The sequence below is a fragment of the Flavobacterium sp. NPDC079362 genome, from assembly GCF_050267765.1.
Taxonomy (GTDB): Bacteria; Bacteroidota; Bacteroidia; order Flavobacteriales; family Flavobacteriaceae; genus Flavobacterium; species Flavobacterium azizsancarii.
Window position 1 is genome coordinate 237,950 of the sequence record NZ_JBNNFM010000002.1, and the last position, 22,629, is coordinate 260,578.

Genomic DNA, 22,629 nt, shown 5'->3' on the forward strand with positions numbered 1-22,629 from the left:
TAATTAATAGTATCATTTCGTTCTAAAACTTTGTAACTTTGAACCTTTACAACTTACGATATAAATGATATCTATTACCGAAAAAACATTACAAGATTTACAATTCCCAACAGTGCTCGAAACCATTTCGGCAGGCTGTAATACTGACATAGGAAAAGAAAAAGCTTTAAAAATAACTCCTTTCAGAGATAAAGAAACTTTGATGCAGGCTTTGATGCAAACATCTGAGTATGTTTCGTCTTTTGAAAATAATAACGCCATTCCCAATCATGGGTTTGACGCGATTACTCACGAAATCAAATTCCTTACAATAGAAGATAGTTTTCTGGAAGTAGGCAGCTTTAGAAAAATAGCTACTCTTTCATCAACTGCAAATGTGTTGTTGACTTTTTTTAAAAAATTCGACGATTATTACCCAAATCTAAATGCAAGAGCTTCGAGAGTTGAGTATACCAAAGACATCGTTACTTTAATTGACGCTATTGTTGATAAATACGGAGAAATCAAAGACAACGCTTCACCCGCTTTACTGAGTATTCGCCAGAATATGAATATCGTTCGCGGCAAGGTCAATCAAAGCTTTGGGGTCGCATTAACGCAATATAACAGCCTTGGATATCTTGATGACATCAAAGAAAGCTTTGTTCAAAACCGTAGGGTTTTGGCAGTCCTGGCCATGTATCGCCGTAAAGTAAAAGGTTCTATTTTAGGAAGTTCTAAAACTGGAAGTATTGCTTATATCGAACCCGAAACTACACTTCAATATTCTCGTGAACTAAGCAATTTAGAATACGAGGAAAAGGAAGAAATCACGAGAATTTTAAAGCAATTATCGAATGCTATTCGTCCGTTTTTACCAATATTAATTGAGTATCAGGAGTTTTTGAGTGACATTGATGTAGTTGCCGGAAAAGCAAAATACGCCAACAGAATCAACGGAATATTACCAACAATTACAGAAGAACGCAGATTATTCTTTAGAGAAGCTTATCACCCTATTTTGTATTTGAACAACAAGCAAAAAAACGAAATTACACATCCGCAAACTATTGAATTAAAACAAGATAATCGAATCATTGTAATTTCAGGACCAAATGCTGGAGGAAAAACAATTTCGCTTAAAACAGTTGGTTTATTACAATTGATGCTGCAATCAGGAATGTTGATTCCGGTGCATGAACGAAGTGAAACTTTCTTGTTCGACAGAATTCTAACAGATATTGGTGACAATCAATCTATTGAAAATCATCTGAGTACTTATAGTTACCGATTAAAAAACATGAATTATTTCCTGAAGAAATGCAACAAGAAAACCATGTTTTTGATTGATGAATTTGGTACAGGTTCTGATCCGGAATTAGGTGGGGCTTTGGCTGAAATTTTCCTGGAAGAATTTTACCATCGTGAAGCTTTTGGAATTATCACAACGCATTATTCAAATTTGAAAATTCTGGCAAATGAATTGCCTTTTGCCACAAATGCGAATATGATGTTTGATGAAAAATCACTTGAACCAATGTACAAACTTGCTCTAGGTCAAGCTGGTAGTTCGTTTACATTTGAAGTTGCCTTAAAAAATGGCATTCCGTTTGGTTTGATTAATCGTGCTAAAAAGAAAATTGAAGTTGGAAAAGTCCGTTTTGATAAAACGATTGCAACACTACAGAAAGAGCGTTCTAAGCTTGAAAAAACTTCGATCAATTTAAAAGAAGAAGAAACCAGGGCGCGAGAGGAAAGCAAAAAGATGGAAAACATCAATGTAAAAATCAAACAGAAATTAGAAAGCTATCAGGAATTATATGATAGTAACCAAAAGACAATTTATATTGGTCAGAAAATAGAAGATATCTCAGAGAAATATTTCAACAATAAAAATAAAAAAGAATTGCTTGGAGAATTTTTGAAAATTATAGAAATTGAAAATTCAAAACGCAAAAAAGCAACTCCAAAAGAAGCCAAAGCCATAACCGAAAAGAAAAAAGAAGTTATCGCAGAAGTTTCTGTTCAGGTAGAAGAAATTCGAAAAGAGAAAAAAGAGAAAAAACTTAAACCTGTAATCGAAAAACCAAAACCAATTTTAAAAGTTGGCGACAGAGTAAGAATGCTCGACGGAAGATCTGTTGGAAGTATTGATTCGATCGAAAAAAATAAGGCAACTGTTAATTATGGAATTTTCACTTCAAAGGTAAGTTTGGATGAATTGGAATTGGTAGAAGCTGCAAAGAAATAAGTTTTTAGTTTTTAGTAGCAGTTTTCAGTTACTAAAAAAGTAATAAAACATCAAAAATTAAAATAAAGCGATTTTAGCAAACATTTTCAAAAAGGCAATTATGAAGATGGATATTTTTAAAAAAGCGCTTAAAAATAATTTATGAAAGCCGTTTGTGATTGATAAAAATTATGGATTTTATTTTATCGATAAATAAAATAAATCTAATAAAAACTAATTAAAGATTACAATTATAACAATCGTTGTCATCTCGACCATGGAGAAATTACACATAAAACTCCGTAAAGAGAATTGCTAATCTTTTTAGAGTTACACGTATAATTTCTCATTCCTCGAAATGATAAACTATACGGAAAGCTTTGTCAAAGTTCAAAACTTTGACAAAGCTAAAACACTTGAAACCTTGAACTTGAAATTTTCCAAATGCAGGACAATCTTCCAAAAAATAAAAAAATAATCCTATTCGACGGTGTTTGTAATTTATGCAACGGCGCGGTCCAGTTTATTATAAAAAATGATAAAAAGGATGTTTTTAGATTTGTGGCTTTGCAATCAGAATTAGGAATTGAAATTTCCAATTATATTGGTGTTGATCAAAAAAAAATTGATAGTATTATTTTATACAATCCCGGAGTAGCTTATTATTACAAATCTTCAGCAGTTTTAGAAATTGCGAAAAACTTAGGAGGTTTTTATAATCTGATGTTTGTTTTTAAAATTTTCCCAGAAAGTTTCCGAAATTATATTTATGATTGTATTGCTAAAAATCGATACAAATGGTATGGCAAAAAAGAAAGCTGCATGATTCCTACTCCGGAATTGAAGGCTAAATTTTTATAAAAAGTTGGCACACGGATTTTACGGGTTGAACAGGTTTTGCACAGGTCTTTTGTTTTTTGTGATCTCGAACGAGAAAGCTTAGTTAGTGATTCGATAATAAAATTCACTTTATGATTTACTTTGCGGAACTTTGACTTTGTTCAGTCTGACAGAATTGTAAAAAAAACAAAATTTCTTTTGAAACGACTGCCCTAGCCCTGATAGAAACGAAAATCCTTTTTGTTTTTTCTTTAAAAATAAAAAGATTGTAGTCAATAGCAGGAAATAGCTCCTAATTCTTTGTAAAATATTACGGACATTACTTTTCCAATAAATCATTAAAATAAAAAAAAGCCTCAAATTCTAAGAACTTGAGGCTTATACTTTTAATCAGAAATTATTATCTAATCAACTTTCTGTATTTCAAACGTTTTGGAGTTAAATCACCACCTAAACGTTTCTTTTTGTTTTCTTCATATTCAGAGAAACCTCCTTCAAAATAGTACACTTCAGAATCTCCTTCGAAAGCTAAAATGTGCGTACAAATTCTGTCTAAGAACCATCTATCGTGCGAAATAATTACGGCACAACCTGCAAAATTCTCTAAACCTTCTTCTAGTGCACGAAGTGTGTTTACGTCCAGATCATTCGTAGGCTCATCCAGTAATAGTACGTTTCCTTCTTCTTTTAATGTCATTGCTAGGTGTAAACGGTTACGTTCTCCACCAGATAACATTGACACTTTTTTATTTTGCTCGCCTCCACCAAAGTTGAAACGTGACAAATAAGCTCTTGAGTTAACTTGTTTTCCGCCCATCATTACTAATTCCTGACCATCGGCAAAGTTTTCCCAAATAGATTTATTTGGATCAATGTTAGAGTGTGATTGATCTACATAAGCGATTTTTACAGTTTCACCAACTGAAAATTCTCCGCTATCTGTTTTTTCTTCTCCCATAATCATTCTGAAAATCGTAGATTTACCAGCACCGTTTGGTCCGATAATTCCAACAATTCCAGCTTGTGGCAAAGTAAAATTCAAATTATCATATAATAATTTATCTCCAAAAGCTTTGGCAACATTTTTAGCTTCTATAACATTTGTTCCTAAACGTGGACCATTTGGAATGTAGATTTCCAAGTTTTCATCCAATTGTTTTTGGTCTTCATTTAATAATTTATCGTAATTCTGTAAACGTGCTTTTTGCTTTGTTTGACGGCCTTTTGCTCCTTGACGAACCCAGTCCAACTCACGTTCTAAAGTTTTTCTACGTTTAGAAGCTACTTTTTCTTCTTGCGCCATACGGCTTGATTTTTGGTCTAACCAGGAAGAATAATTTCCTTTCCACGGAATACCTTCTCCTCTGTCAAGCTCTAAAATCCAACCTGCCACATTATCAAGGAAGTATCTATCGTGTGTTACAGCAATAACAGTTCCTGCATATTGTGCCAAGTGTTGCTCTAACCAAAGAACAGATTCAGCATCAAGGTGGTTGGTAGGCTCATCAAGCAATAATACATCCGGTTGTTGCAATAACAAACGACATAAAGCTACACGACGGCGCTCACCTCCTGAAAGGTTTTTAATAGGCGTATCACCTTCCGGAGTACGCAACGCATCCATTGCAATTTCAAGTTTAGTATCGATTTCCCAAGCACCAAGAGCATCAATTTTGTCTTGTAACGCCGCTTGACGGTCCATCAATTTATCCATTTTATCCTGATCTTCGTAATTTTCAGGAAGACCAAATAAATCATTTATTTGATTGTATTCTTCTAAAACTGCCATAGTTTCGGCAGCTCCTTCACGAACAATTTCGATTACAGTTTTAGAATCATCAAGAATTGGTTCTTGCTCTAAATAACCTACAGTATATCCAGGTTGAAAAACAACATCTCCCTGATAATTTTTATCAACTCCTGCGATAATCTTTAATAAAGAAGATTTTCCTGAACCATTAAGTCCAAGAATACCAATTTTAGCACCATAAAAGAAGCTCAAGTAAATGTTTTTAAGCACTGGCTTATCTGCTCCCTGATAGGTTTTGCTCAATTTTTGCATTGAGAAAATTACTTTCTTATCGTCTGACATTCTATTTATTTTTAATTTTTAATTATTTATTTTCTATTTGATCTGTATTGCAATTGAAACTTGATTAAACTCTACCTTTTAAAGCATTAAAAACCCAGGCATTAGCAAAGAAACCAACACCAACTGCTACAAATCCCCAACCAGATACGTCTCTATATCTAAAAGCACCAAGACCTATAAGTAACAATCCCATAAGTACCATTATAAAAGTAGCCCATCCTAAAACGGTATTTTTATTCATTCCCATAATTGTGTAATTATTATTTTAAAGTAGTAATTTTTTCAGAGATGCAAATATCGTGAATTTTCACGGCTTAATTAAATATTTTATACAGCATTTCTTTTAATAAATCTCCTTGGGACAAAGCATTTGCTCCCACTCCTTTACTTTTCACATCGACATCACGCAAAGCTCCTATAATCTGACTCACTTTTCGCATTGGGTAGTTTTTTATGGCTAAATCATATTCTTTTAAAAAATATGGATTTACACCAATAACTGTGGCTACATTTTTGGGGTTTTTATCCTTGAGTCCATGATATTTTAAAAGCTGAATAAAAAAACCAAAGACCAATCCGGTTGTCATCACTAATGGATATTCTTTAGGATTATGTGCAAAATTTTCTGCTATTTTATATGCTTTAAGCTGATTGCGTTCGCCAATTGCTTTTCGAAGTTCGAACACATTATAATCCTTACTGAAACCAATATTTTCCTCGATATGTTGTGGTGTAATTACAGTTCCCTGAGGTAAAATAATCTGTAATTTCTCCAGTTCATTATTAATTTTACTTAAATCTGTACCTAAAAATTCAACCAACATAGCGTTTGCCTTGGGATCGATTGTATATTTTTTACCAGCAAGAACACGCTTTATCCAGTCACCAACCTGGTTTTCGTATAATTTTTTACTTTCGTAAACGATTCCTTTTTGAGCTAGTAGTTTGGTTACTTTTTTACGTTTATCAAGTGTCTTGTATTTGTAGCAAAAAACCAAAACCGTAGATTCCATTGGATTATTTACATACGATTCTATTTTATCAATTGTTCTCGATAAATCCTGTGCTTCTTTTACAATAACAACCTGGCGATCAGACATCATAGGATAGCGCTTAGCCGTTGAAACGATATCTTCTACAGAAACATCTCTTCCGTATAATACCGTTTGATTGAATCCTTTTTCTTCTTCCGAAAGTACGTTCTGCTCAATATACTCTGATAATTTATCTATGTAATAAGGTTCCTCACCCATTAAAAAATAAATTGGTTTTATATTTCCGGCCTTGATATCATTAACAATTTTTACAACTTCGTCCATTCAATAATCTTATTTCAAGTTTGGGGTTTCACATTCTGGCTTCAATTAGTTAAAACTTTAATTTGAAACCTCAAACTATTTTATATTTTTGCGCTATGCAGCAATTAAATTTTCCTTCTTATACTTTCCGATTCAAAAATAGCGAAAATAAAGTGTCTATTTTTGATGAAATCAGGAAAAAATTTATCATTCTTACTCCGGAGGAATGGGTGCGTCAGCATGTCGTTCATTATTTAATTGACGAAAAAAAGTACCCTAAATCCTTAATCAACGTCGAAAAAGTTTTAACAGTCAACGGATTAAGAAAAAGATACGATGTTGTAGTCTTTAATACTGATGGCTCTATACATATATTGGTAGAATGTAAAGCGCCTAGTGTAAAAATTTCTCAGGCAACTTTTGATCAGATTGCCCGTTATAATATGACAATGCAGGCACGATTTTTGAATGTTACAAACGGTCTGAATCATTTTTATTGTCAAATGGATTTTGAAAATGAAAAATATCTCTTTTTAAGAAATTTGCCAGATTATAACGAATAAAATAATACTAAAAATTAATAAAATTACTTTTGAATAAAATAGCTGTTGTCATTTTAAATTGGAATGGAGTAAAATTGCTGGAACAATTTTTACCCTCAATTGTTCAGTTTTCAGAAGGTGCCCAAATCTATGTCGCTGATAATGCTTCGACAGACGATTCTATAAACTTTATCAAATTAAATTTTCCTACCATTAAAATAGTTGTAAACACTGGTAATCATGGCTTTGCAAAAGGCTATAATGATGCTTTACAACATATTGATGCTGAAATTTATGCCTTGGTAAATTCAGATATTGAAGTAACTGAAAACTGGCTGAAACCCATTATTGAAACTTTTGATAGTGAAAAACAAACTGCTATAATTCAGCCTAAAATTCTTGATTTTAAAAATAAGGAATACTTTGAATATGCCGGTGCTGCCGGAGGATTTATAGATAAGTATGGTTTTCCGTTTTGCCGCGGTCGTGTTTTTGATACTATTGAAAAGGACAATGGTCAATACAATGATAATTGTGAGCTCTTCTGGGCTTCAGGCGCTTGCTTTTTTATTAGAAGTGAAGTATATCGTGAATTAGGAGGTTTTGATGAAAGCTTTTTTGCGCATCAGGAAGAAATCGATTTATGCTGGCGCGCATCAAACGAGGGGCATATCATCAAATACAACTCAGGATCGACTGTTTATCATGTTGGAGGTGCAACCCTACAACACGGAAATCCTAAAAAAACATATTTGAATTTTAGAAATTCATTATTGATGCTTGTCAAAAATTTGCCTAAAAAAGGTTTGTTTTTTGTTATTTTCTTCAGAATGGTTTTAGATGGTATCGCAGGTATCCGTTTTCTTACACAAGGAAAATTCAAACATACTTTCGCAATCCTAAAAGCACATTTTTCATTTTATTGTATATCTTTAAAATATCTGAGGGAACGCAAAGATTTTCAAATACAAAAATACTATACCGTAAAAAGTGTCGTTTACTTGTATTACATAAAGAAATTGCTCGTTTTTAAAGAAATCTTTAACAGTAATCAAAATATTAAGAACTAAATTTGTAATCAACGTTTAATTAAATATAATACCTATGAGAAAAATAGTAATCGCACTATCAGTATTAATGGCCTTAACTTCGTGTGTATCGAAAAAGCAGTACGCAGCATTAGAAGCTAAGAACAAAGAAACCCAAGATTTATTAAACTCTTGCACCGTAAAACTAAATTCTTGTTTAGAGGAAAAAGCAGGATTGGCAGCTACAGCTGAAAGCTATAAAGCACATAATCAAGACTTAATAAGTACTTCTAAGGACTTAACAGTATTGACTACTAAAGGAGCAGAGAATCTTGAAAAATCTTTAGAAAGTTTAAAAGAAAAAGATTTAAAAATATCTAGATTGCAAGATGCATTAACTAAGAAAGACAGTGTAACATTAGCATTAGTTACAAGTTTAAAAGGGGCTGTTGGAATCAACGATCCGGATATCGAAATCAATGTTGAAAAAGGTGTAGTATTTATTTCTATCGCAGATAAATTATTATTTAAAAGTGGTAGCTATGATGTAACTGATAAAGCGAAAAGTGTTTTAGCTAAAGTTGCAAAAGTAGTAAATGACAAACCTGATTTTGAATGTATGGTTGAAGGTCACACAGATAACGTTCCTTACAAAAGCAACGGAGTTTTGTTAGACAACTGGGATTTAAGTGTTAAACGTTCTACTTCTATTGTTCGTGTATTAACAAATGATCTTGGAGTTAACCCTGCTAAATTAATCGCAGCTGGTAGAAGTTCTTATGTACCATTAGTAGCTAATGATACTCCGGACGACAGAGCTCGTAACAGAAGAACTCGTATTGTTGTTATGCCAAAAATCGATCAATTTTATGATATGATTGAAAAAGAAATGAAAAAACAATCGAAATAATCTACGTTTTTTACATACTTTATTAAATAGAAAAAGCAGGTCAATTGACCTGCTTTTATGTATCCTTAACTTTTTTAATAACCAATTAAATATAAATTAAGAATAGCATTATCTTTAAACTAACTAAATTTTAACTAATCTAAAGTTAGTTATTTATTTTAGATTATTATACAATTTCAGTATTTTTTTACAAAATCCTTATTTAGCTATTCTTATATAGTTGTTTATTACAAAATATCAATATCTCCTTTTCCTTCTCTAATAATAACTGGTTCATGCTCTGATAAATCTATAATTGTAGACCCCACATTATCACCATAACCTCCATCGATAACGAGATCAACTAGATTTTGCCATTTTTCAAAAATTAATTCCGGATCTGTAGTATACTCAATTACATCATCTTCATCACGAATAGAAGTCGATACAATTGGGTTTCCTAATTGTCGAACAATTTCTAGCGCAATATTATTATCCGGCACACGAATACCTACAGTAGTTTTCTTTTTAAACTCTTTAGGTAAATTGTTATTTCCTGGCAAAATAAAAGTATAAGGTCCAGGCAATGCTCTTTTCAAAATCTTAAAAGTAGATGTATCAATCTGACGAACATAATCAGAGAGATTGCTTAAATCGTGGCAGATAAAGGAGAAATTAGCTTTCTCTAATTTAACTCCTTTTATTTTCGCTATTTTTTCTAAAGCACGAGAATTGGTAATATCACAACCTAAACCGTAAACGGTATCTGTTGGATAAATTATTAAACCTCCGTTTTGAAGCATTTTTACCACTTTGGCAATTGCAGCTTCACTAGGTTTATCGGGGTATATTTTTATGAACTCAGCCATTTTTTAAAATAAAGATGTTAGATTATGGAATAAAGACTACTCTTTATTCCTTTTATTTTTTTTAAGTAAATAACAAAATTCCAATTGAAAATAGATTTAATCTTAAACTAAAAAGATATTTATTCTTTTGAAAAATTACGAAAAATCATGAAGCTGAAAAATCAAATCTGATGATCGAAAATTGACTTTTTAAAATATATTTCCATTTTTTTTCTATATTCTTTTCTTATCCTACGACATCTAATTTAGCAAATCTTAGCAACAATTTCTTGATTCCTCCAACTTCAAATTTTATTTCCGCTTTTTTGTCGGCACCTACCCCTTCTAAATTCACAACTTCACCTTTCCCAAAACGTTCGTGCATTACAACATTGCCGATAGTTAAACTATTATCAAACAAATTAGGTGCTGAACTATTCTGATTATTACTGGCAACCGGTTTCAATTTTCGAATATTAAGATCCGCTTTGGGTTCGCTATTTCCATTGTGCTTCACAGGTGGAGTTGATCCAATGGGTTTTGCCAAACGTAATTTTGATTTATCTACATCTCCGAAGATATCCCCATCAATTGGCGATTTATATCGGTAATTGCTTTCTGCAGGAGTCAGATATTCAAGATATTGTCCGTCAATTTCTTCAATAAAACGTGAAGGTTCACTATCTGTTAATTTTCCCCAACGGTAACGCGATTGTGCATAAGTTAAATATGCTTGATGTTCTGCACGAGTTAAAGCTACATAAAATAAACGACGTTCTTCTTCTAATTCGCTTCTCGTACTCATACTCATTGCACTAGGAAACAAATCTTCCTCCATACCAACCACAAAAACATGAGGAAATTCAAGTCCTTTTGCTAAGTGAATTGTCATCAGCGCAACACGATCTTCGTCTGATGTATCTTTGTCTAAATCAGTCGCAAGCGCTACATCTTCCATAAATTCAGACAAAGCCCCTCTCGCACCATCAATTTCTTTTTGTCCTTCAGTAAAATCTTTTAAACCATTTAGAAGCTCTTCTATGTTTTGAATTTTTGCCATACCTTCTGGTGTAGCATCTTTTTTAAGCTCCTGAACTAATCCTGTTTTCTTGGCAACATAATCAGTAATATAAAAAGCATCCTGATTTTGATCAATCACCTGAAAATTCTGGATCATCGTCACGAAATCATTGATTTTATTTTTCGTTCCTGTGTTTAATTTCAAGTCAATTTTATCAATATTCACCATCACTTCCCAAATCGAACGTTTGTAGTGGTTGGCAGCAATTGTCAGTTTTTCAACAGTCGTATCACCAATTCCACGTGCCGGATAATTGATTACTCGAACCAATGCCTCTTCATCTTTTGGATTAATTACCAAACGTAAATAACACAAAACATCTTTAATCTCTTTACGTTGATAGAATGACAATCCGCCATAAATTCGATACGGGATATCACGTTTTCTTAAAGCGTCCTCCATTGCACGGGATTGTGCATTGGTACGATATAAAATCGCAAATGAACCGTTATGAAGCTGGTTCTGCATTTTTTGTTCAAAAATCGTACTCGCTACAAATCGACCTTCTTCAGCATCTGTTAAACTTCTGTGGACTTTAATTTTTTGACCAAAATCATTTGCAGTCCAGACTATTTTATCAAGTTTGGTTTTATTGTGCTCCATTACAGTATTTGCCGCTTCAACTATATTTCGCGTTGAACGGTAATTTTGCTCTAAACGGAACATTATTACGCCTTCATAATCTTTCTGGAAATTCAAAATATTATTAATATTCGCTCCACGGAAAGCATAAATACTCTGCGCATCATCGCCAACAACACAAATATTCTGAAATTTATCTGACAACGCTCTTACAATCAAATACTGTGAGTGATTTGTATCCTGATACTCATCAACCAATATATAGCGAAAACGGTTTTGGTATTTGGATAATACTTCTGGAAAACGAGTTAATAGCTCATTGGTTTTCAGCAATAAATCATCAAAATCCATTGCTCCTGCTTTAAAACAACGATCTACATAGTGCTGATAAATCTCTCCCAATCTTGGTCTTTTTGCCATTGCATCAGCCTCGACCAATTCAGGATCGTTAAAATATGCTTTTACTGTAATCAAACTATTTTTATAATTTGAAATTCTGCCCAGAATCTGTTTTGGTTTATAGACGTCGCGATCAAGCTGCATCTCTTTTATAATAGAAGAAATTAGTCTTGCCGAATCCTGAGAATCATAAATCGTAAAATTCGATGGGTAACCTAAATGATCTGATTCCGCACGAAGAATACGTGCAAAAATCGAGTGAAAAGTTCCCATCCAAAGGTTTTTTGCCTCCGTTGCTCCTACAATATCAGATATCCTGTGTTTCATCTCACGGGCGGCCTTATTGGTAAAAGTAAGCGACAAAATGTTGAATGCATCAACGCCCTGAGCCATCAAATAAGCAATTCTAATTGTTAAAACACGAGTTTTTCCTGAACCTGCACCAGCAATAATAATCATTGGCCCGTCTTTCTTTAAAACAGGCTGTCTTTGTGCTTCATTGAGTTGGTCAATGTACTTTTGCATGAAATTTTTCTCCATAATTAGTGCAAAAATAAGAATTATTGATTGAAATAGCTACTAAGTTATTAAGGTTCTAAAAGGGATGCTGTTTTTTTAAACCATATAAGTAATATAAGTCCATTTAATCTGTATTACTTGTAATACTTCTCTAAATCAAATTTAAAATATTTATTTGAGCTATAAGTTATAATGCCTTACATCAATTATTTAGACCAAAAATTATTTATAAAATACATCATAGGCAAATCGTATCAATGTACCGATTACTACAATTAAAAAGAAAATCCTAATAAAGCCATTTCCTTTATTAATTGCTAATTTAGCACCAAGCCATCCTCCAAGTCCGTTGCTAATTGCCATAGGAATTGCAATTGACCAAATGATCTTTCCTTTTATCATAAACAAACATATAGATCCAAAATTAGTAGCCAGATTGACCATTTTGGCATTTGCTGAAGCATGCAAAAAATCAAAGCCTAAAAGAGCAATAAAAGCCACTACAAAAAAACTACCGGTTCCGGGACCAATAAATCCGTCATAGAAACCAACAATTATACTAATAATAACGGCATAAAATATTTGTGTTGCAGGAGAATGATCTTTTGCAACATGCTGCCCAAAATTTTTCTTTGCATAGGTATAAACAAATAATAAAGACAATACTACCAGCAAAAGCGGCTTCATAAAATCATTACTTACCATCGTTAGCAAAGTTGAACCTAAAAATGCCGACGGAACGGCTAAACACATCATCATCAACAGCAACTTCCACTGAATCACAACTTTTTTCATATATTGAAATGCGGCAAAAGCAGTTCCGCTAAAAGCCGGAATTTTTAACGTTCCAATAACTGTTGAAACTGGTAAATTGGGTAATAAAATTAATCCCATTGGTGTCTGTATCAATCCGCCACCGCCAACAATTGCATCAATAAATCCCGCAGCGAAAGCAGCCAAGCAAAGTAAAATTATAATATATGAATCCATTAATATTGTATTTCAGGCAGTTTTGAAAGTAATGTACAAAAGTAGACTTCCGTTTTGTTTATTACAATTAATTTAAAGTGGATTTCTCCCTAAAAATTATATTTTTGTTGAAAATTTGAACCAAATGGATTTTACAAGAATTATAGAATTGGCCAGTTATACTTTACCAGCTATTGTTACAGGATTTGTTGCTTACAGTTTTTTTGAATTACATATAAAAAACAATGATAAAAAGCACAATTTTTTATTGAACAAGGAAGCGCATAAAGAATCTTTACCAATACGCTTGCAGGCTTATGAGCGAATGACATTGTTTTTAGAGCGTATTAACCTGACGAAATTACTTATAAGAATTGCGCCAATTTCTAACGAAAAGCATGATTACGAAAACTTTCTAATCGATCAGATCGAGCATGAATTTGAACACAATCTGACACAGCAAATATATATGTCTGACGAATGTTGGACAATTATTACAACTGCCAAAAATTCGACTATCCAAATTATCCGTAAAGCAGCTATGAGCGATCGTGTAGAAAATGCAGATAAGTTGCGTGAGAAACTTTTGAATGATTTATTAGAGAAACAATCTCCAAGTAATGCTGCTTTAGGCTATATTAAGAATGAAGTTGCCGGATTGTGGTAAAATTGCAGTTTGACAAGATTGATTATGATTTTATTTATCTTGTCAAATTTTTATTTCCACCATTTTTGATGTGGTTCATCTACCCAGCCATTTTTTATGTATTTTTTTGATATACTTAATTCCCCTGCTCCTATATCAAAATCGCAATTTGTATTAGGTACACGATAATCTCCCCAATTGCATACTTTTTCTTTGCCGGAATTATTAGATTTCCAAGTGCCTACAAATGCATTATTGAAATAGCTATCTTTATGAATTTCAATATCATCGTATTTAATAAAACCATTTTTATCTACATAAAATATAGTTGCTAGCTTTCCTTGAAATTCTCCTGTGTTTTTTTGATTTTTATTTTCAACAAACTTATAATTGGCCACCAATAATCCCTGGCTTTTTATACCTGAATTTTTATATTCATCATCAAGTCCGAATTTCACTTTTTTAAGTTCTTGTATCTTTGTAATTGTTATTGTCCCAGCAAAATCACATATATTTGATTTAACCTGCGATTTGCCATTAACAATGTATTCATTTTTATTTTTATCATTTCTTTTAATCGAAATAAATTTTATTAATATTCTCTGGTAATTGTCACCAATAACGCCGTAGACATACTTGTTTTCTGTTTTATTCCATAAAACAGAAAAATCATTATTTGTGTATTTGTTTAGTTCGTTTTTTTGAAACAGTGCTGCATTATTCCAGATCGAAGTTCTGCATAAATTGTCCTGACTGAATGTATTTAAAGAAAACAAGAAGTACAGAAGTAAGGTTATATTTTTCATTTTAAAACACGTATTGAATGTCAATCTGAATTCTAAAAACAGGTTATTATTGAAAATTTTGTTCTAAAAAAGCCAAATCATTATCAGCCAAAGCTTTTAATATTTCTGTTGTTTTTTCTTCATTTTGATCTGTCAATTCAGAAATGAAATTTTTGTTGAGTTTTTCACTTAAGCCAAACCAGGTTTTTTGAATTTTAGCTCTTTTAAAAAATACATAAAATTCATATTTATCAGGTTTACCAACAGCAGATATTGACAGGGCATTTCTATTGCCTGAATTTTCAAACTCAAGCGAAGGTGAATGATATACGTTCTTTGCATTTTCCATCTCTTCCAGATGTAATTTCCATGGAAAATTTTGAAATGTTTTTATTATTTCCGAAGAATCAATCTTTCCCTTTTCAATAATTTTTGGCTTTGTTGGTTCGCAAACACTATGTCTAAATTCACTCATTTTTATTGAATCTGTTTTTTTTTTTTACAATTAAATAAATTACCTGTTATCACTCATTACCTCAGACTTATTCTGAGCATATTCATAGCCTTGTTCCCACCATTCTTTCATTACTTCCTTATTAAAAATAAGTGCATTATCAGTGAGTCTGGTTGGTGTGTAATATAAGTTAAGCTTTACATTCTTATTGTTTGCCATTAGTTTTCCTATAGCAATATCGTGTTTTTCAACCTGATCTAAGGCAATTCGGAACAAATCGATCATTAAAGAAAACGGATTTTTACCAATAACCGTTTTGGTCATATTAACTTCCGTTTCCAGAATGATTACGTCAATTTCTGTTGCACCACGATTAATAGCTTCACGAATAGGAACTAAACTAGAAAATCCGCCATCTCCGTATTCGTAGTTATTTTTTTCTACCAAACTCATGAACGGAACATAATTACTCGAAATCCATGACCAATCGCAAAACTCATCATATGTGCAATCTTTTATAGACTTATATTCCGATTCGTTTTTAGTAAAATTGGTTACTGTAATAACAACATCGCAATGCTGTTTTTTCAGCTTGTTAAAATCTGATAACGAGAAGTTTGCTTTAATGTATTTCTGCAGTCCTTTGCTTTCTCCAAAAGTTCTTTTTCCTTTAAAAAACTGACGTAAAACATTGAAGTGATTGATTGTAACAATATCAACTCCATCTTTAACTTTAACTACAAATGGGCAAATATTAAAGATTCCGCTCATTGTAACATTAGTATAAACGGAGTGAATTTTTTTTATCTGACCAAGCGCCAGATGCGGAATAAGTAAACTTCCTGTAGAAGTTCCTATAAACAAATCATATTCATGTTTTTTTTCCTCTATTAAATACTGCGCTACGCCACCAGCAAACGCTCCTTTACTTCCTCCGCCAGAAATAACCAATGCTTTCATAAATATATTGTAGGTTTTGTAATTATTTAGAAAATAGATTAGAGAATATAGAGAATAGAATATAGAGCAAAGATTTTCTATGCGCTCTAATTGATTACTTATCCTCTTACTTCTATTCTATATATTCTATATATTCTATATTCTTTGTTCTATATTCTATATTCTTTGTTCTATTCTCTATATTCTTTATTCTATATTCTTTGTTCCTTATTCTTTCAACAAACGATTCAGCTGAAATTGTTCATCGGGGTTCAAATTAGGCAAAATTCTTTCAAACGAAGCACGCATTTCGGAATTTTTTAATAAAAACCTAATGGAGTCTCTTCCGAATTTAGAAAATTGCCACATATGATGTGTAGTTGCATTTACCAAATTTGATAATACCTGATCGTTTATAATTTTGAAAGAAAGAAGTTTCTCAAGTGCATTTTGCCTCGTTGTAGCTTCGTACTTTGTGGAAGAAAAAGCAATTAACTCCGAAACTAAATCTTCTGGATTATCACTATAATTTGGTGTCGACAAAGCCAATGAAAGCCATAAAGTTCGAAGATTATAATCGTTGAAACCAATCCAGTTTTTTGATTTGTTCAGATATTCTGTGCGATGATCAGGAAAATTTTTCCATAAATAATACAAGGCAACTTCTTGGGTCTGATATGATTTGTCGTTCAGCAAAGTTTCGTATTCAATTCTAAAGTCTTCGGGAATTTTATTTAACGAAGCAGCAACAGCCTGGCGAACTTGTATATTGTTAGTTTGTAAAGCGACCTGTAATAATTCTTTTTTATCTTCGTATTTCTCACTTTCTATTTGACTTACAATCGATTCTTTTACAGACTCATAACCATCCGATTCTAAAGTCTTTCTTAAAAAATCCTGTTTCTCGACCAATGGCGTTTTCTTTAGCTTATCAACTTCTAACCTAACCTGAATTGCTTTGTTTTTACTCAATAGAGCATTCGCCGCCGGGGTATCAAAAGCGGTAGATTCCAACCAGGTTTTCTGAAATTTTTCCAAATCAAAATTGGATACTTTTCTAATTTCATCAAAGAAATTTTGTGTATTAACAGTTTGATAAGCGTACTTTTTCAGATAACTTTTTATGGCTTTTTTGAAGGCTTTATCTCCAATAGACTCGTGCAAAACAAATAGTGCCCACGCTCCTTTTTCATAGAAAGTCAATGAACTTGCCTTAGCATTCAAAACCGGAATAGTATCAGTTCTCGAAGCAAATTTTATCTGCTGTGCTGTCTGATATAATTTTGAATAGAAAAAATCGTCGCCATAAATCTCCCGTTCAGCCAATGCAGCATAATAAGTTGCAAAACCTTCCTGAAGCCAGTGATGTGTACTGTTCTCTGCCGTTATTAGATCGCCAAACCAGTGATGTGCCAATTCGTGAGCATCAACATTTGTATAATTACGATCTTCAAAACCTATTGAATCCACTACATAACGAGTTGCAAAAAGTGTGGTAGTGGTGTTTTCCATTCCGGCATACAAGAAATCACGAACCGGAATTTCTCTATAAACTTGCCACGGATACTTCACTCCTATTTCTTTCTCTAAAAAATCAAAAATACGTTTTGAATATCTGTAGGTTGGTTCAAAGCGATTGGTGTCTTTATTTTCAAGATAATATTCTAACGGAATTTTAGATTTTGCCCTAAATTCTTTCTTGTCGTATTTGCCAATAGCAAGCATCAATAAATAGGAACTCATTGGATTTTCCATGCGATATTGCCAATGAATTGAATTTCCGTTTGATTTCTTTTCGCTTAAAATTCCGTTAGAAACTACCTGATAATCCTTGTCATATATAATTCCCAAACTAAAAATCACTTTTTCGTTGACATCATCAAAACTCGGAAACCAGTTACTGGTATATCTCCCTTGTCCTTGTGTCCAGATTTGAACTTCAGAATTTTCAATGTTTACAAAATACAAAGCTTGCTTAGGTTTTGCTGAGTATTCAAAAGTAAGATGCTTCTCTCCTTTTTGAAAATTACTGATGATTTGCAATTCTTTGCCTGTATTGATAAAAAGCACGTCTTTATTATCGATTTGAACATGAGAAAATTCCATGTTTTTAGCATCGATTTTAATCGTATCAATAGGGTTTAGAATATCAAATTGATAATCAACCGTTCCTGAAACGGATTTTTCGGTTGCGTTTAATTTTAATTGTCCGTTAACCGATTTAAAATCAACGAATTTAGTTTGTTGCGCAAAAACGAAACTGGTAATAAATAAAAAGATGTATTTCATTGAAATGAATTTGAAGGCAAAATCCCAAAGTTACAAAGGTTTCGCTAACAAATCGAATGAAATTTGTATGTTTACAATAGAAAATTATTACGAAGTGTCAACACCAAAAAAAGCCTTATTTAACTGGAGCAGCGGAAAAGATTCTGCTTTGGCTTTATATAAAATAATACAGGATCCTGATTATAAAATCGAATATTTATTAACGAGTGTCAATCAGGAATTTCAACGAATTTCTATGCATGGTGTTCGTATTGAATTACTTGAAGCGCAAGCAAAAAGCATCGGATTGCCATTAAAGATTTTGCAGATTCCGGAAATGCCCACGATGGAAGTTTATGAGAATGTAATGACTGAAACTTTAATAGAACTTAAAAATCAAGGAATTACACATTCTGTTTTTGGAGATATTTTTCTGGAAGATTTACGCAAATACCGCGAAGATCAATTGGCTAAAATTAGTTTTGAAGGTGTTTTTCCTCTTTGGAAAATCCCAACCAAGGACTTAATTCAGGAATTTATATCACTCGGTTTTAAAACAATTGTAGTTTGCGTAAGTGAACAATATCTGGATAAAAGTTTTGCTGGTCGAATTATCGATCAGGAATTCATAAACGATTTACCTGACAATGTAGATGTTTGTGGTGAAAATGGCGAATTTCATACCTTTACTTTTGATGGTCCGATTTTTTCAGAACCAATAAAATTTGAAATAGGAGAAATCGTTTATCGCAAATACGAAAAACCTAAAGCTCAAGATTCTTCTAATACTGCTTGTGATGCTAATGCAAGTAATCCTTTCGTTTTTGGATTTTGGTATTGTGATTTGATACCCAAATAGTAATTCCTAATAATCTAAATTTAGCTAAAAATCACGGCAAGGGTATCTTGTTTTCTTTCTTATTCCTCTTAAGCAAAATCTTTCGATCTATCTTTTTAATGAAAAATGTCCTTTGAAAATTTTACTATTATTGTTTAGATCTACAGTAAACCAATAATCATCCGAAGGTAAATTTTCCTGATTATATTTTCCATTCCAACCCACACTATTTGGACTTAACTGTTTTAATAGTTTTCCGTATCTGTCGTATATAAAGATCTTGGCATGAGGATATTTATCAATCCCTTTTATTTGCCAAAAATCATTATAACCATCATCATTTGGAGTTATGAATTTGGGGTAATCCAGCAATGTAACATTTTGAGTATCTTCTCCACACCCATTTGTATCCCTTAAATGTATGGTGTAATTTCCGCCTGAAATATTATCAAAAATATTACTTTGCTGATACATATTACCGTCAAGAGAATATTCGAATGATCCGTCTCCTGAAGCTACAATTTCGATTCTAGTACTGTCAAATTCATCATAGATAAGTTTCTCAATCTTAGGGAGTTTTGATCTCGTTAAACTAAAAGAAAAAGTATTTTCGCATAATATTCCGTTAGTATTTTTTAGAACTTTAAGAAAATAATTTCCATTGTCAATAATTTTAGCTTCATTGGTATTTGAAATTATTGTGTTATTTTGAAATTTCCATTCGTAAGAATCAAAACCTGAATAAACAGAAAGCAATAAATAAGGTTCTAAATCACACAAAGAGTATTTTTCAAGTAAATCAACTGTTGGCAGTTCATTCACTATTAAATCAAAACTCGTTTCTGAAAAACACAATGCATTTAGACTATTTTGAACTTTTACAAAAATAGCCTGAACATTAGCTGTTGTGTTTTTTAAATTCCCTGGTAAAGGACTTGGCAGTATATTCCCTTTATCATCTTTGTATACTATTGTTAAGCCAGATTGATTACCTATCAACTGAGATTCTACACTATTGGTGTTAAAGCTGGCAAATCCTTTTCCTTCATCGCAAGCATATAAATTCCTTGGTTTATTTATTATTGGTTTTGACGAAGTTCTAAGCTCTAAATTTGTTTCAGCCCAACAATTCGTGATTTTATTTGTAACACGAACTACAAGTCTTTGATTATAAGAAGTTGTATTAGTAAACGGATTCGGCAAAGGACTTGGTAATGGATTACCCAAACTATCATAATAAGTAACTTCCATTTCTGTTTGTCCATTTAATACACTCTTCTCTATGGCTGAAGTGTCAAAATATTCAGATATACCATCATTATTATCATCGCAACCAATTAAAACACTTAAATTATTTACAACGGGCAAAGGACTCGCTATTAAATTTATTTTTGTTTCGACAAAACAATCATTGTCAAGATTCGAAATTTTTGCCGTAATAAAATCCTTTCCCGCAATTATATTTCTATAAGTAGAAGATAAAGGAACGGCAATACTGTTGTTCCTGCTATCATGATAAATAATTTTTACATTTGTCTGATTTGCTAAAAGCGTACTTTCTACATTGCTTAAGTCGAATAACGAAAATCCGTCGCTATCAATATCACAAACGGTAATATCAGTAACAATATTTATAATCGGAGAAGGTTTAACCTTTATTAAAAAGTCTTTTATTACATAACAAATTGATTTTTCTCTGCTTTGAACTCTTACATAAATACTTTGCTGAGTATTGGTGATTGCATATAATTCAGGTAGTTTATTGGTGTTTTTCTGAGCATCCGTTTGAGATAAATAATAACTAATTTCATAATCAGATGATGGTAATCCGTTTAATATTTCAGCATCTTTCAATGTATGAAAATTATATTGAGCATTTTTATCACACGTAAAAATATCAGTCGGTTTCATAACGATTGGTGGACCAATTATTGTGATTGTTTTTCGCAGCGTTTCAGTTTTTGCCCCTTTAGTATAAGTAGCAGAAACATTGTATATTCCCTTCTTTGAGAAAGTATGTGTTGGTCTTGGCGATGTTGATGTATTTAATGCTCCCATAGTAGGATCATCAAAATTCCATGTAACATTATCTACAGTGTTATTGAGAGAAAATGATGAATCAAAATTGCAATCACATGAATGATCTGATATAATTTTATCAGGATACATTTTTTCTATAGTTGAATTCTCATAAACATATGTAATTTCATCATCTCTCGGGTTCTCCGTTCTTCCAAAATAAAGAACATCTAAGTCACCGTCCTCATCATAATCTCCAAAATCAATTCCTCCGCTATAACAAATGGGTAAAGAATGACTTATTTCATTGAAATTTCCATTTCTGTCATTCTTATATATTTTTAAAACCCTAAAAGATGTTCCGGAACCATAATTAATAAAATCTAAATAACCATCATTATTAAGATCTTTAAGATGAAGCTCAGCCATAAAAACTCCTTGATCATTCAGTGTAACAGAATTTTCAAAGTTCATATTACCTTTGTTAATATAAAAGTAAACTTTACCGGAACTATCACTGCTCATTAATTCATATTTGGTACTGCCTGTAAAAACAAAATCAGGTTTTCCGTCATTATTGATATCTCCAACATCAAGTTTTACATAACTCAACTGTGGCAATTGAAAACTAATTGCCTGAAATTTAAAATTTCCGAGATTTTTAAAAATCTCAAATTTCCTTTCAGTTCCTGTCGATGAAGCTACTATGAAATCTTTTAAACCATCTCCGTCAAAATCAATCCATTCAGAACTGTTAGTTGTGCCATTACCTCTAGCACCATTTATCGTATGAAATCCCAGGTTTTCAACTTTAGTAAAAGTATCATTTCCTGTATTTCTATAAATACCAATAACAAATTTATTTTCTGAACTCAGACCATGATAATAAATGTCTAACAAACCATCATTGTCAACATCAACCCATTTAACGGTACAGTCACCGAGCCCTGGCAGTGACGTTGAAATTTCCACAAATTCGCAACCATTATCTACATTTTTATAGATTTTTGTAATATAATCTGCAGGAAACCCACTTGTTGTTCCTGTGTAAATCAAATCCTGAGTCCCATTATTATCATAATCTCCCCATGAATATCCTCCATAAATAGTTCTGGGAATATTAGATATTGGGCTTTCTGTAAAAGTTTTATCTCCGTTATTTTTATAAAAAATAGCATGTCTAAAATCACCACATGGTCCAAAATCTACACCAGTAACAAAAATATCCAGTAAACCATCGCCATTGTAATCAACAAACGTTGAAAATCCGTTATAACCTCCCTTTAAATAATCTGTATTAATTTTGGTGAAATTCTGAGCATTCGAACCTAAAAAAGAAAAAAGAAGCACAAATAAAAGTAGTTTTTTTAGCATGTATGGCATC

18 protein-coding genes are annotated in these 22,629 nt (G+C 32.2%); 7 read left to right on the top strand and 11 right to left on the bottom strand.

The features are described 5' to 3' along the window. Positions 1-64 precede the first annotated feature (64 nt). On the top strand, positions 65-2,230 hold the full coding sequence (locus tag ACQKCJ_RS03285; RefSeq protein WP_427401349.1) for an endonuclease MutS2: 2,166 nt from the start codon (positions 65-67) through the stop codon (positions 2,228-2,230). Positions 2,231-2,653: 423 nt separating this feature from the next. Further along, complete coding sequence (locus ACQKCJ_RS03290) at positions 2,654-3,070, top strand: thiol-disulfide oxidoreductase DCC family protein (protein ID WP_427401350.1); 417 nt, start codon at positions 2,654-2,656, stop codon at positions 3,068-3,070. Between the two features lie 379 nt (positions 3,071-3,449). On the opposite strand, the gene ettA is transcribed toward ACQKCJ_RS03290, so the two are convergent. The 3 genes from ettA to holA all read right to left on the bottom strand — a co-directional run bounded on the left by ettA (position 3,450) and on the right by holA (position 6,460). Continuing rightward, a complete protein-coding gene (gene ettA, locus ACQKCJ_RS03295; RefSeq protein ID WP_427401351.1) occupies positions 3,450-5,141 on the bottom strand; it encodes an energy-dependent translational throttle protein EttA in 1,692 nt (563 codons plus the stop codon). 64 nt (positions 5,142-5,205) lie between these two features. After that, positions 5,206-5,388 carry a CAL67264 family membrane protein gene (locus tag ACQKCJ_RS03300; protein ID WP_035680915.1) on the bottom strand — a complete coding sequence of 61 codons (183 nt, stop codon included), beginning with the start codon at positions 5,386-5,388 and terminating at the stop codon, positions 5,206-5,208. Between the two features lie 67 nt (positions 5,389-5,455). Further along, positions 5,456-6,460 carry a DNA polymerase III subunit delta gene (gene holA / locus ACQKCJ_RS03305; protein ID WP_271336617.1) on the bottom strand — a complete coding sequence of 335 codons (1,005 nt, stop codon included), beginning with the start codon at positions 6,458-6,460 and terminating at the stop codon, positions 5,456-5,458. Between the two features lie 95 nt (positions 6,461-6,555). Between holA and ACQKCJ_RS03310 the strand changes: the two genes are divergently transcribed. The 3 genes from ACQKCJ_RS03310 to ACQKCJ_RS03320 are packed head-to-tail and all read left to right on the top strand — an operon-like array spanning position 6,556 to position 8,919. Beyond that, positions 6,556-7,002: a type I restriction enzyme HsdR N-terminal domain-containing protein gene (locus ACQKCJ_RS03310; protein WP_271336616.1), complete on the top strand. Its 447-nt coding sequence runs from the start codon at positions 6,556-6,558 to the stop codon at positions 7,000-7,002. Between the two features lie 29 nt (positions 7,003-7,031). Next, entirely contained in the window at positions 7,032-8,051 is a 1,020-nt protein-coding gene (locus ACQKCJ_RS03315; RefSeq protein WP_427401352.1) for a glycosyltransferase family 2 protein, read from the top strand. 34 nt (positions 8,052-8,085) lie between these two features. Continuing rightward, on the top strand, positions 8,086-8,919 hold the full coding sequence (locus ACQKCJ_RS03320; protein WP_271336614.1) for an OmpA/MotB family protein: 834 nt from the start codon (positions 8,086-8,088) through the stop codon (positions 8,917-8,919). 227 nt (positions 8,920-9,146) lie between these two features. On the opposite strand, the gene ACQKCJ_RS03325 is transcribed toward ACQKCJ_RS03320, so the two are convergent. From ACQKCJ_RS03325 to ACQKCJ_RS03335, 3 genes are all read right to left on the bottom strand, one after another. Next, entirely contained in the window at positions 9,147-9,767 is a 621-nt protein-coding gene (locus tag ACQKCJ_RS03325; RefSeq protein ID WP_427401353.1) for an L-threonylcarbamoyladenylate synthase, read from the bottom strand. Positions 9,768-9,993: 226 nt separating this feature from the next. Further along, positions 9,994-12,333 carry an ATP-dependent helicase gene (locus ACQKCJ_RS03330; protein ID WP_271336634.1) on the bottom strand — a complete coding sequence of 780 codons (2,340 nt, stop codon included), beginning with the start codon at positions 12,331-12,333 and terminating at the stop codon, positions 9,994-9,996. 216 nt (positions 12,334-12,549) lie between these two features. Next, positions 12,550-13,317: a sulfite exporter TauE/SafE family protein gene (locus ACQKCJ_RS03335; RefSeq protein ID WP_427401354.1), complete on the bottom strand. Its 768-nt coding sequence runs from the start codon at positions 13,315-13,317 to the stop codon at positions 12,550-12,552. 124 nt (positions 13,318-13,441) lie between these two features. On the opposite strand from ACQKCJ_RS03335, the gene ACQKCJ_RS03340 reads away from it, so the two are divergent. Then, positions 13,442-13,963 carry a hypothetical protein gene (locus ACQKCJ_RS03340; protein WP_271336611.1) on the top strand — a complete coding sequence of 174 codons (522 nt, stop codon included), beginning with the start codon at positions 13,442-13,444 and terminating at the stop codon, positions 13,961-13,963. 50 nt (positions 13,964-14,013) lie between these two features. Here the strand turns inward: ACQKCJ_RS03340 and ACQKCJ_RS03345 are convergent, their stop codons facing one another. From ACQKCJ_RS03345 to ACQKCJ_RS03360, 4 genes are all read right to left on the bottom strand, one after another. After that, complete coding sequence (locus tag ACQKCJ_RS03345) at positions 14,014-14,748, bottom strand: hypothetical protein (protein ID WP_271336610.1); 735 nt, start codon at positions 14,746-14,748, stop codon at positions 14,014-14,016. A 46-nt stretch (positions 14,749-14,794) separates the two neighbouring features. Continuing rightward, positions 14,795-15,202: a hypothetical protein gene (locus ACQKCJ_RS03350; RefSeq protein ID WP_271336609.1), complete on the bottom strand. Its 408-nt coding sequence runs from the start codon at positions 15,200-15,202 to the stop codon at positions 14,795-14,797. 39 nt (positions 15,203-15,241) lie between these two features. After that, positions 15,242-16,141, bottom strand: coding sequence for a patatin-like phospholipase family protein (locus ACQKCJ_RS03355; protein ID WP_271336608.1), 900 nt, complete (start codon positions 16,139-16,141; stop codon positions 15,242-15,244). A 207-nt stretch (positions 16,142-16,348) separates the two neighbouring features. After that, entirely contained in the window at positions 16,349-18,409 is a 2,061-nt protein-coding gene (locus ACQKCJ_RS03360; protein WP_427401355.1) for a M1 family metallopeptidase, read from the bottom strand. A 67-nt stretch (positions 18,410-18,476) separates the two neighbouring features. Between ACQKCJ_RS03360 and ACQKCJ_RS03365 the strand changes: the two genes are divergently transcribed. Next, positions 18,477-19,247 carry a diphthine--ammonia ligase gene (locus tag ACQKCJ_RS03365; RefSeq protein ID WP_427401356.1) on the top strand — a complete coding sequence of 257 codons (771 nt, stop codon included), beginning with the start codon at positions 18,477-18,479 and terminating at the stop codon, positions 19,245-19,247. Between the two features lie 87 nt (positions 19,248-19,334). Here the strand turns inward: ACQKCJ_RS03365 and ACQKCJ_RS03370 are convergent, their stop codons facing one another. Then, entirely contained in the window at positions 19,335-22,628 is a 3,294-nt protein-coding gene (locus ACQKCJ_RS03370; RefSeq protein ID WP_427401357.1) for an FG-GAP-like repeat-containing protein, read from the bottom strand. Position 22,629: the final 1 nt, after the last annotated feature.

What these genes read in the sequence shown, in the direction of transcription:
- ACQKCJ_RS03285 (WP_427401349.1), top strand. Translation starts at nt 65, where the DNA reads ATGATATCTATTACCGAAAAAACATTACAAGATTTACAATTCCCAACA.
- ACQKCJ_RS03310 (WP_271336616.1), top strand. Translation starts at nt 6,556, where the DNA reads ATGCAGCAATTAAATTTTCCTTCTTATACTTTCCGATTCAAAAATAGC.
- ACQKCJ_RS03335 (WP_427401354.1), bottom strand. Translation starts at nt 13,317, where the DNA reads ATGGATTCATATATTATAATTTTACTTTGCTTGGCTGCTTTCGCTGCG.
- ACQKCJ_RS03345 (WP_271336610.1), bottom strand. Translation starts at nt 14,748, where the DNA reads ATGAAAAATATAACCTTACTTCTGTACTTCTTGTTTTCTTTAAATACA.
- ACQKCJ_RS03330 (WP_271336634.1), bottom strand. Translation starts at nt 12,333, where the DNA reads ATGCAAAAGTACATTGACCAACTCAATGAAGCACAAAGACAGCCTGTT.
- ACQKCJ_RS03300 (WP_035680915.1), bottom strand. Translation starts at nt 5,388, where the DNA reads ATGGGAATGAATAAAAATACCGTTTTAGGATGGGCTACTTTTATAATG.
- ettA (WP_427401351.1), bottom strand. Translation starts at nt 5,141, where the DNA reads ATGTCAGACGATAAGAAAGTAATTTTCTCAATGCAAAAATTGAGCAAA.
- ACQKCJ_RS03325 (WP_427401353.1), bottom strand. Translation starts at nt 9,767, where the DNA reads ATGGCTGAGTTCATAAAAATATACCCCGATAAACCTAGTGAAGCTGCA.
- ACQKCJ_RS03355 (WP_271336608.1), bottom strand. Translation starts at nt 16,141, where the DNA reads ATGAAAGCATTGGTTATTTCTGGCGGAGGAAGTAAAGGAGCGTTTGCT.
- ACQKCJ_RS03365 (WP_427401356.1), top strand. Translation starts at nt 18,477, where the DNA reads ATGTTTACAATAGAAAATTATTACGAAGTGTCAACACCAAAAAAAGCC.
- holA (WP_271336617.1), bottom strand. Translation starts at nt 6,460, where the DNA reads ATGGACGAAGTTGTAAAAATTGTTAATGATATCAAGGCCGGAAATATA.
- ACQKCJ_RS03320 (WP_271336614.1), top strand. Translation starts at nt 8,086, where the DNA reads ATGAGAAAAATAGTAATCGCACTATCAGTATTAATGGCCTTAACTTCG.
- ACQKCJ_RS03370 (WP_427401357.1), bottom strand. Translation starts at nt 22,628, where the DNA reads ATGCCATACATGCTAAAAAAACTACTTTTATTTGTGCTTCTTTTTTCT.
- ACQKCJ_RS03290 (WP_427401350.1), top strand. Translation starts at nt 2,654, where the DNA reads ATGCAGGACAATCTTCCAAAAAATAAAAAAATAATCCTATTCGACGGT.
- ACQKCJ_RS03340 (WP_271336611.1), top strand. Translation starts at nt 13,442, where the DNA reads ATGGATTTTACAAGAATTATAGAATTGGCCAGTTATACTTTACCAGCT.
- ACQKCJ_RS03360 (WP_427401355.1), bottom strand. Translation starts at nt 18,409, where the DNA reads ATGAAATACATCTTTTTATTTATTACCAGTTTCGTTTTTGCGCAACAA.
- ACQKCJ_RS03350 (WP_271336609.1), bottom strand. Translation starts at nt 15,202, where the DNA reads ATGAGTGAATTTAGACATAGTGTTTGCGAACCAACAAAGCCAAAAATT.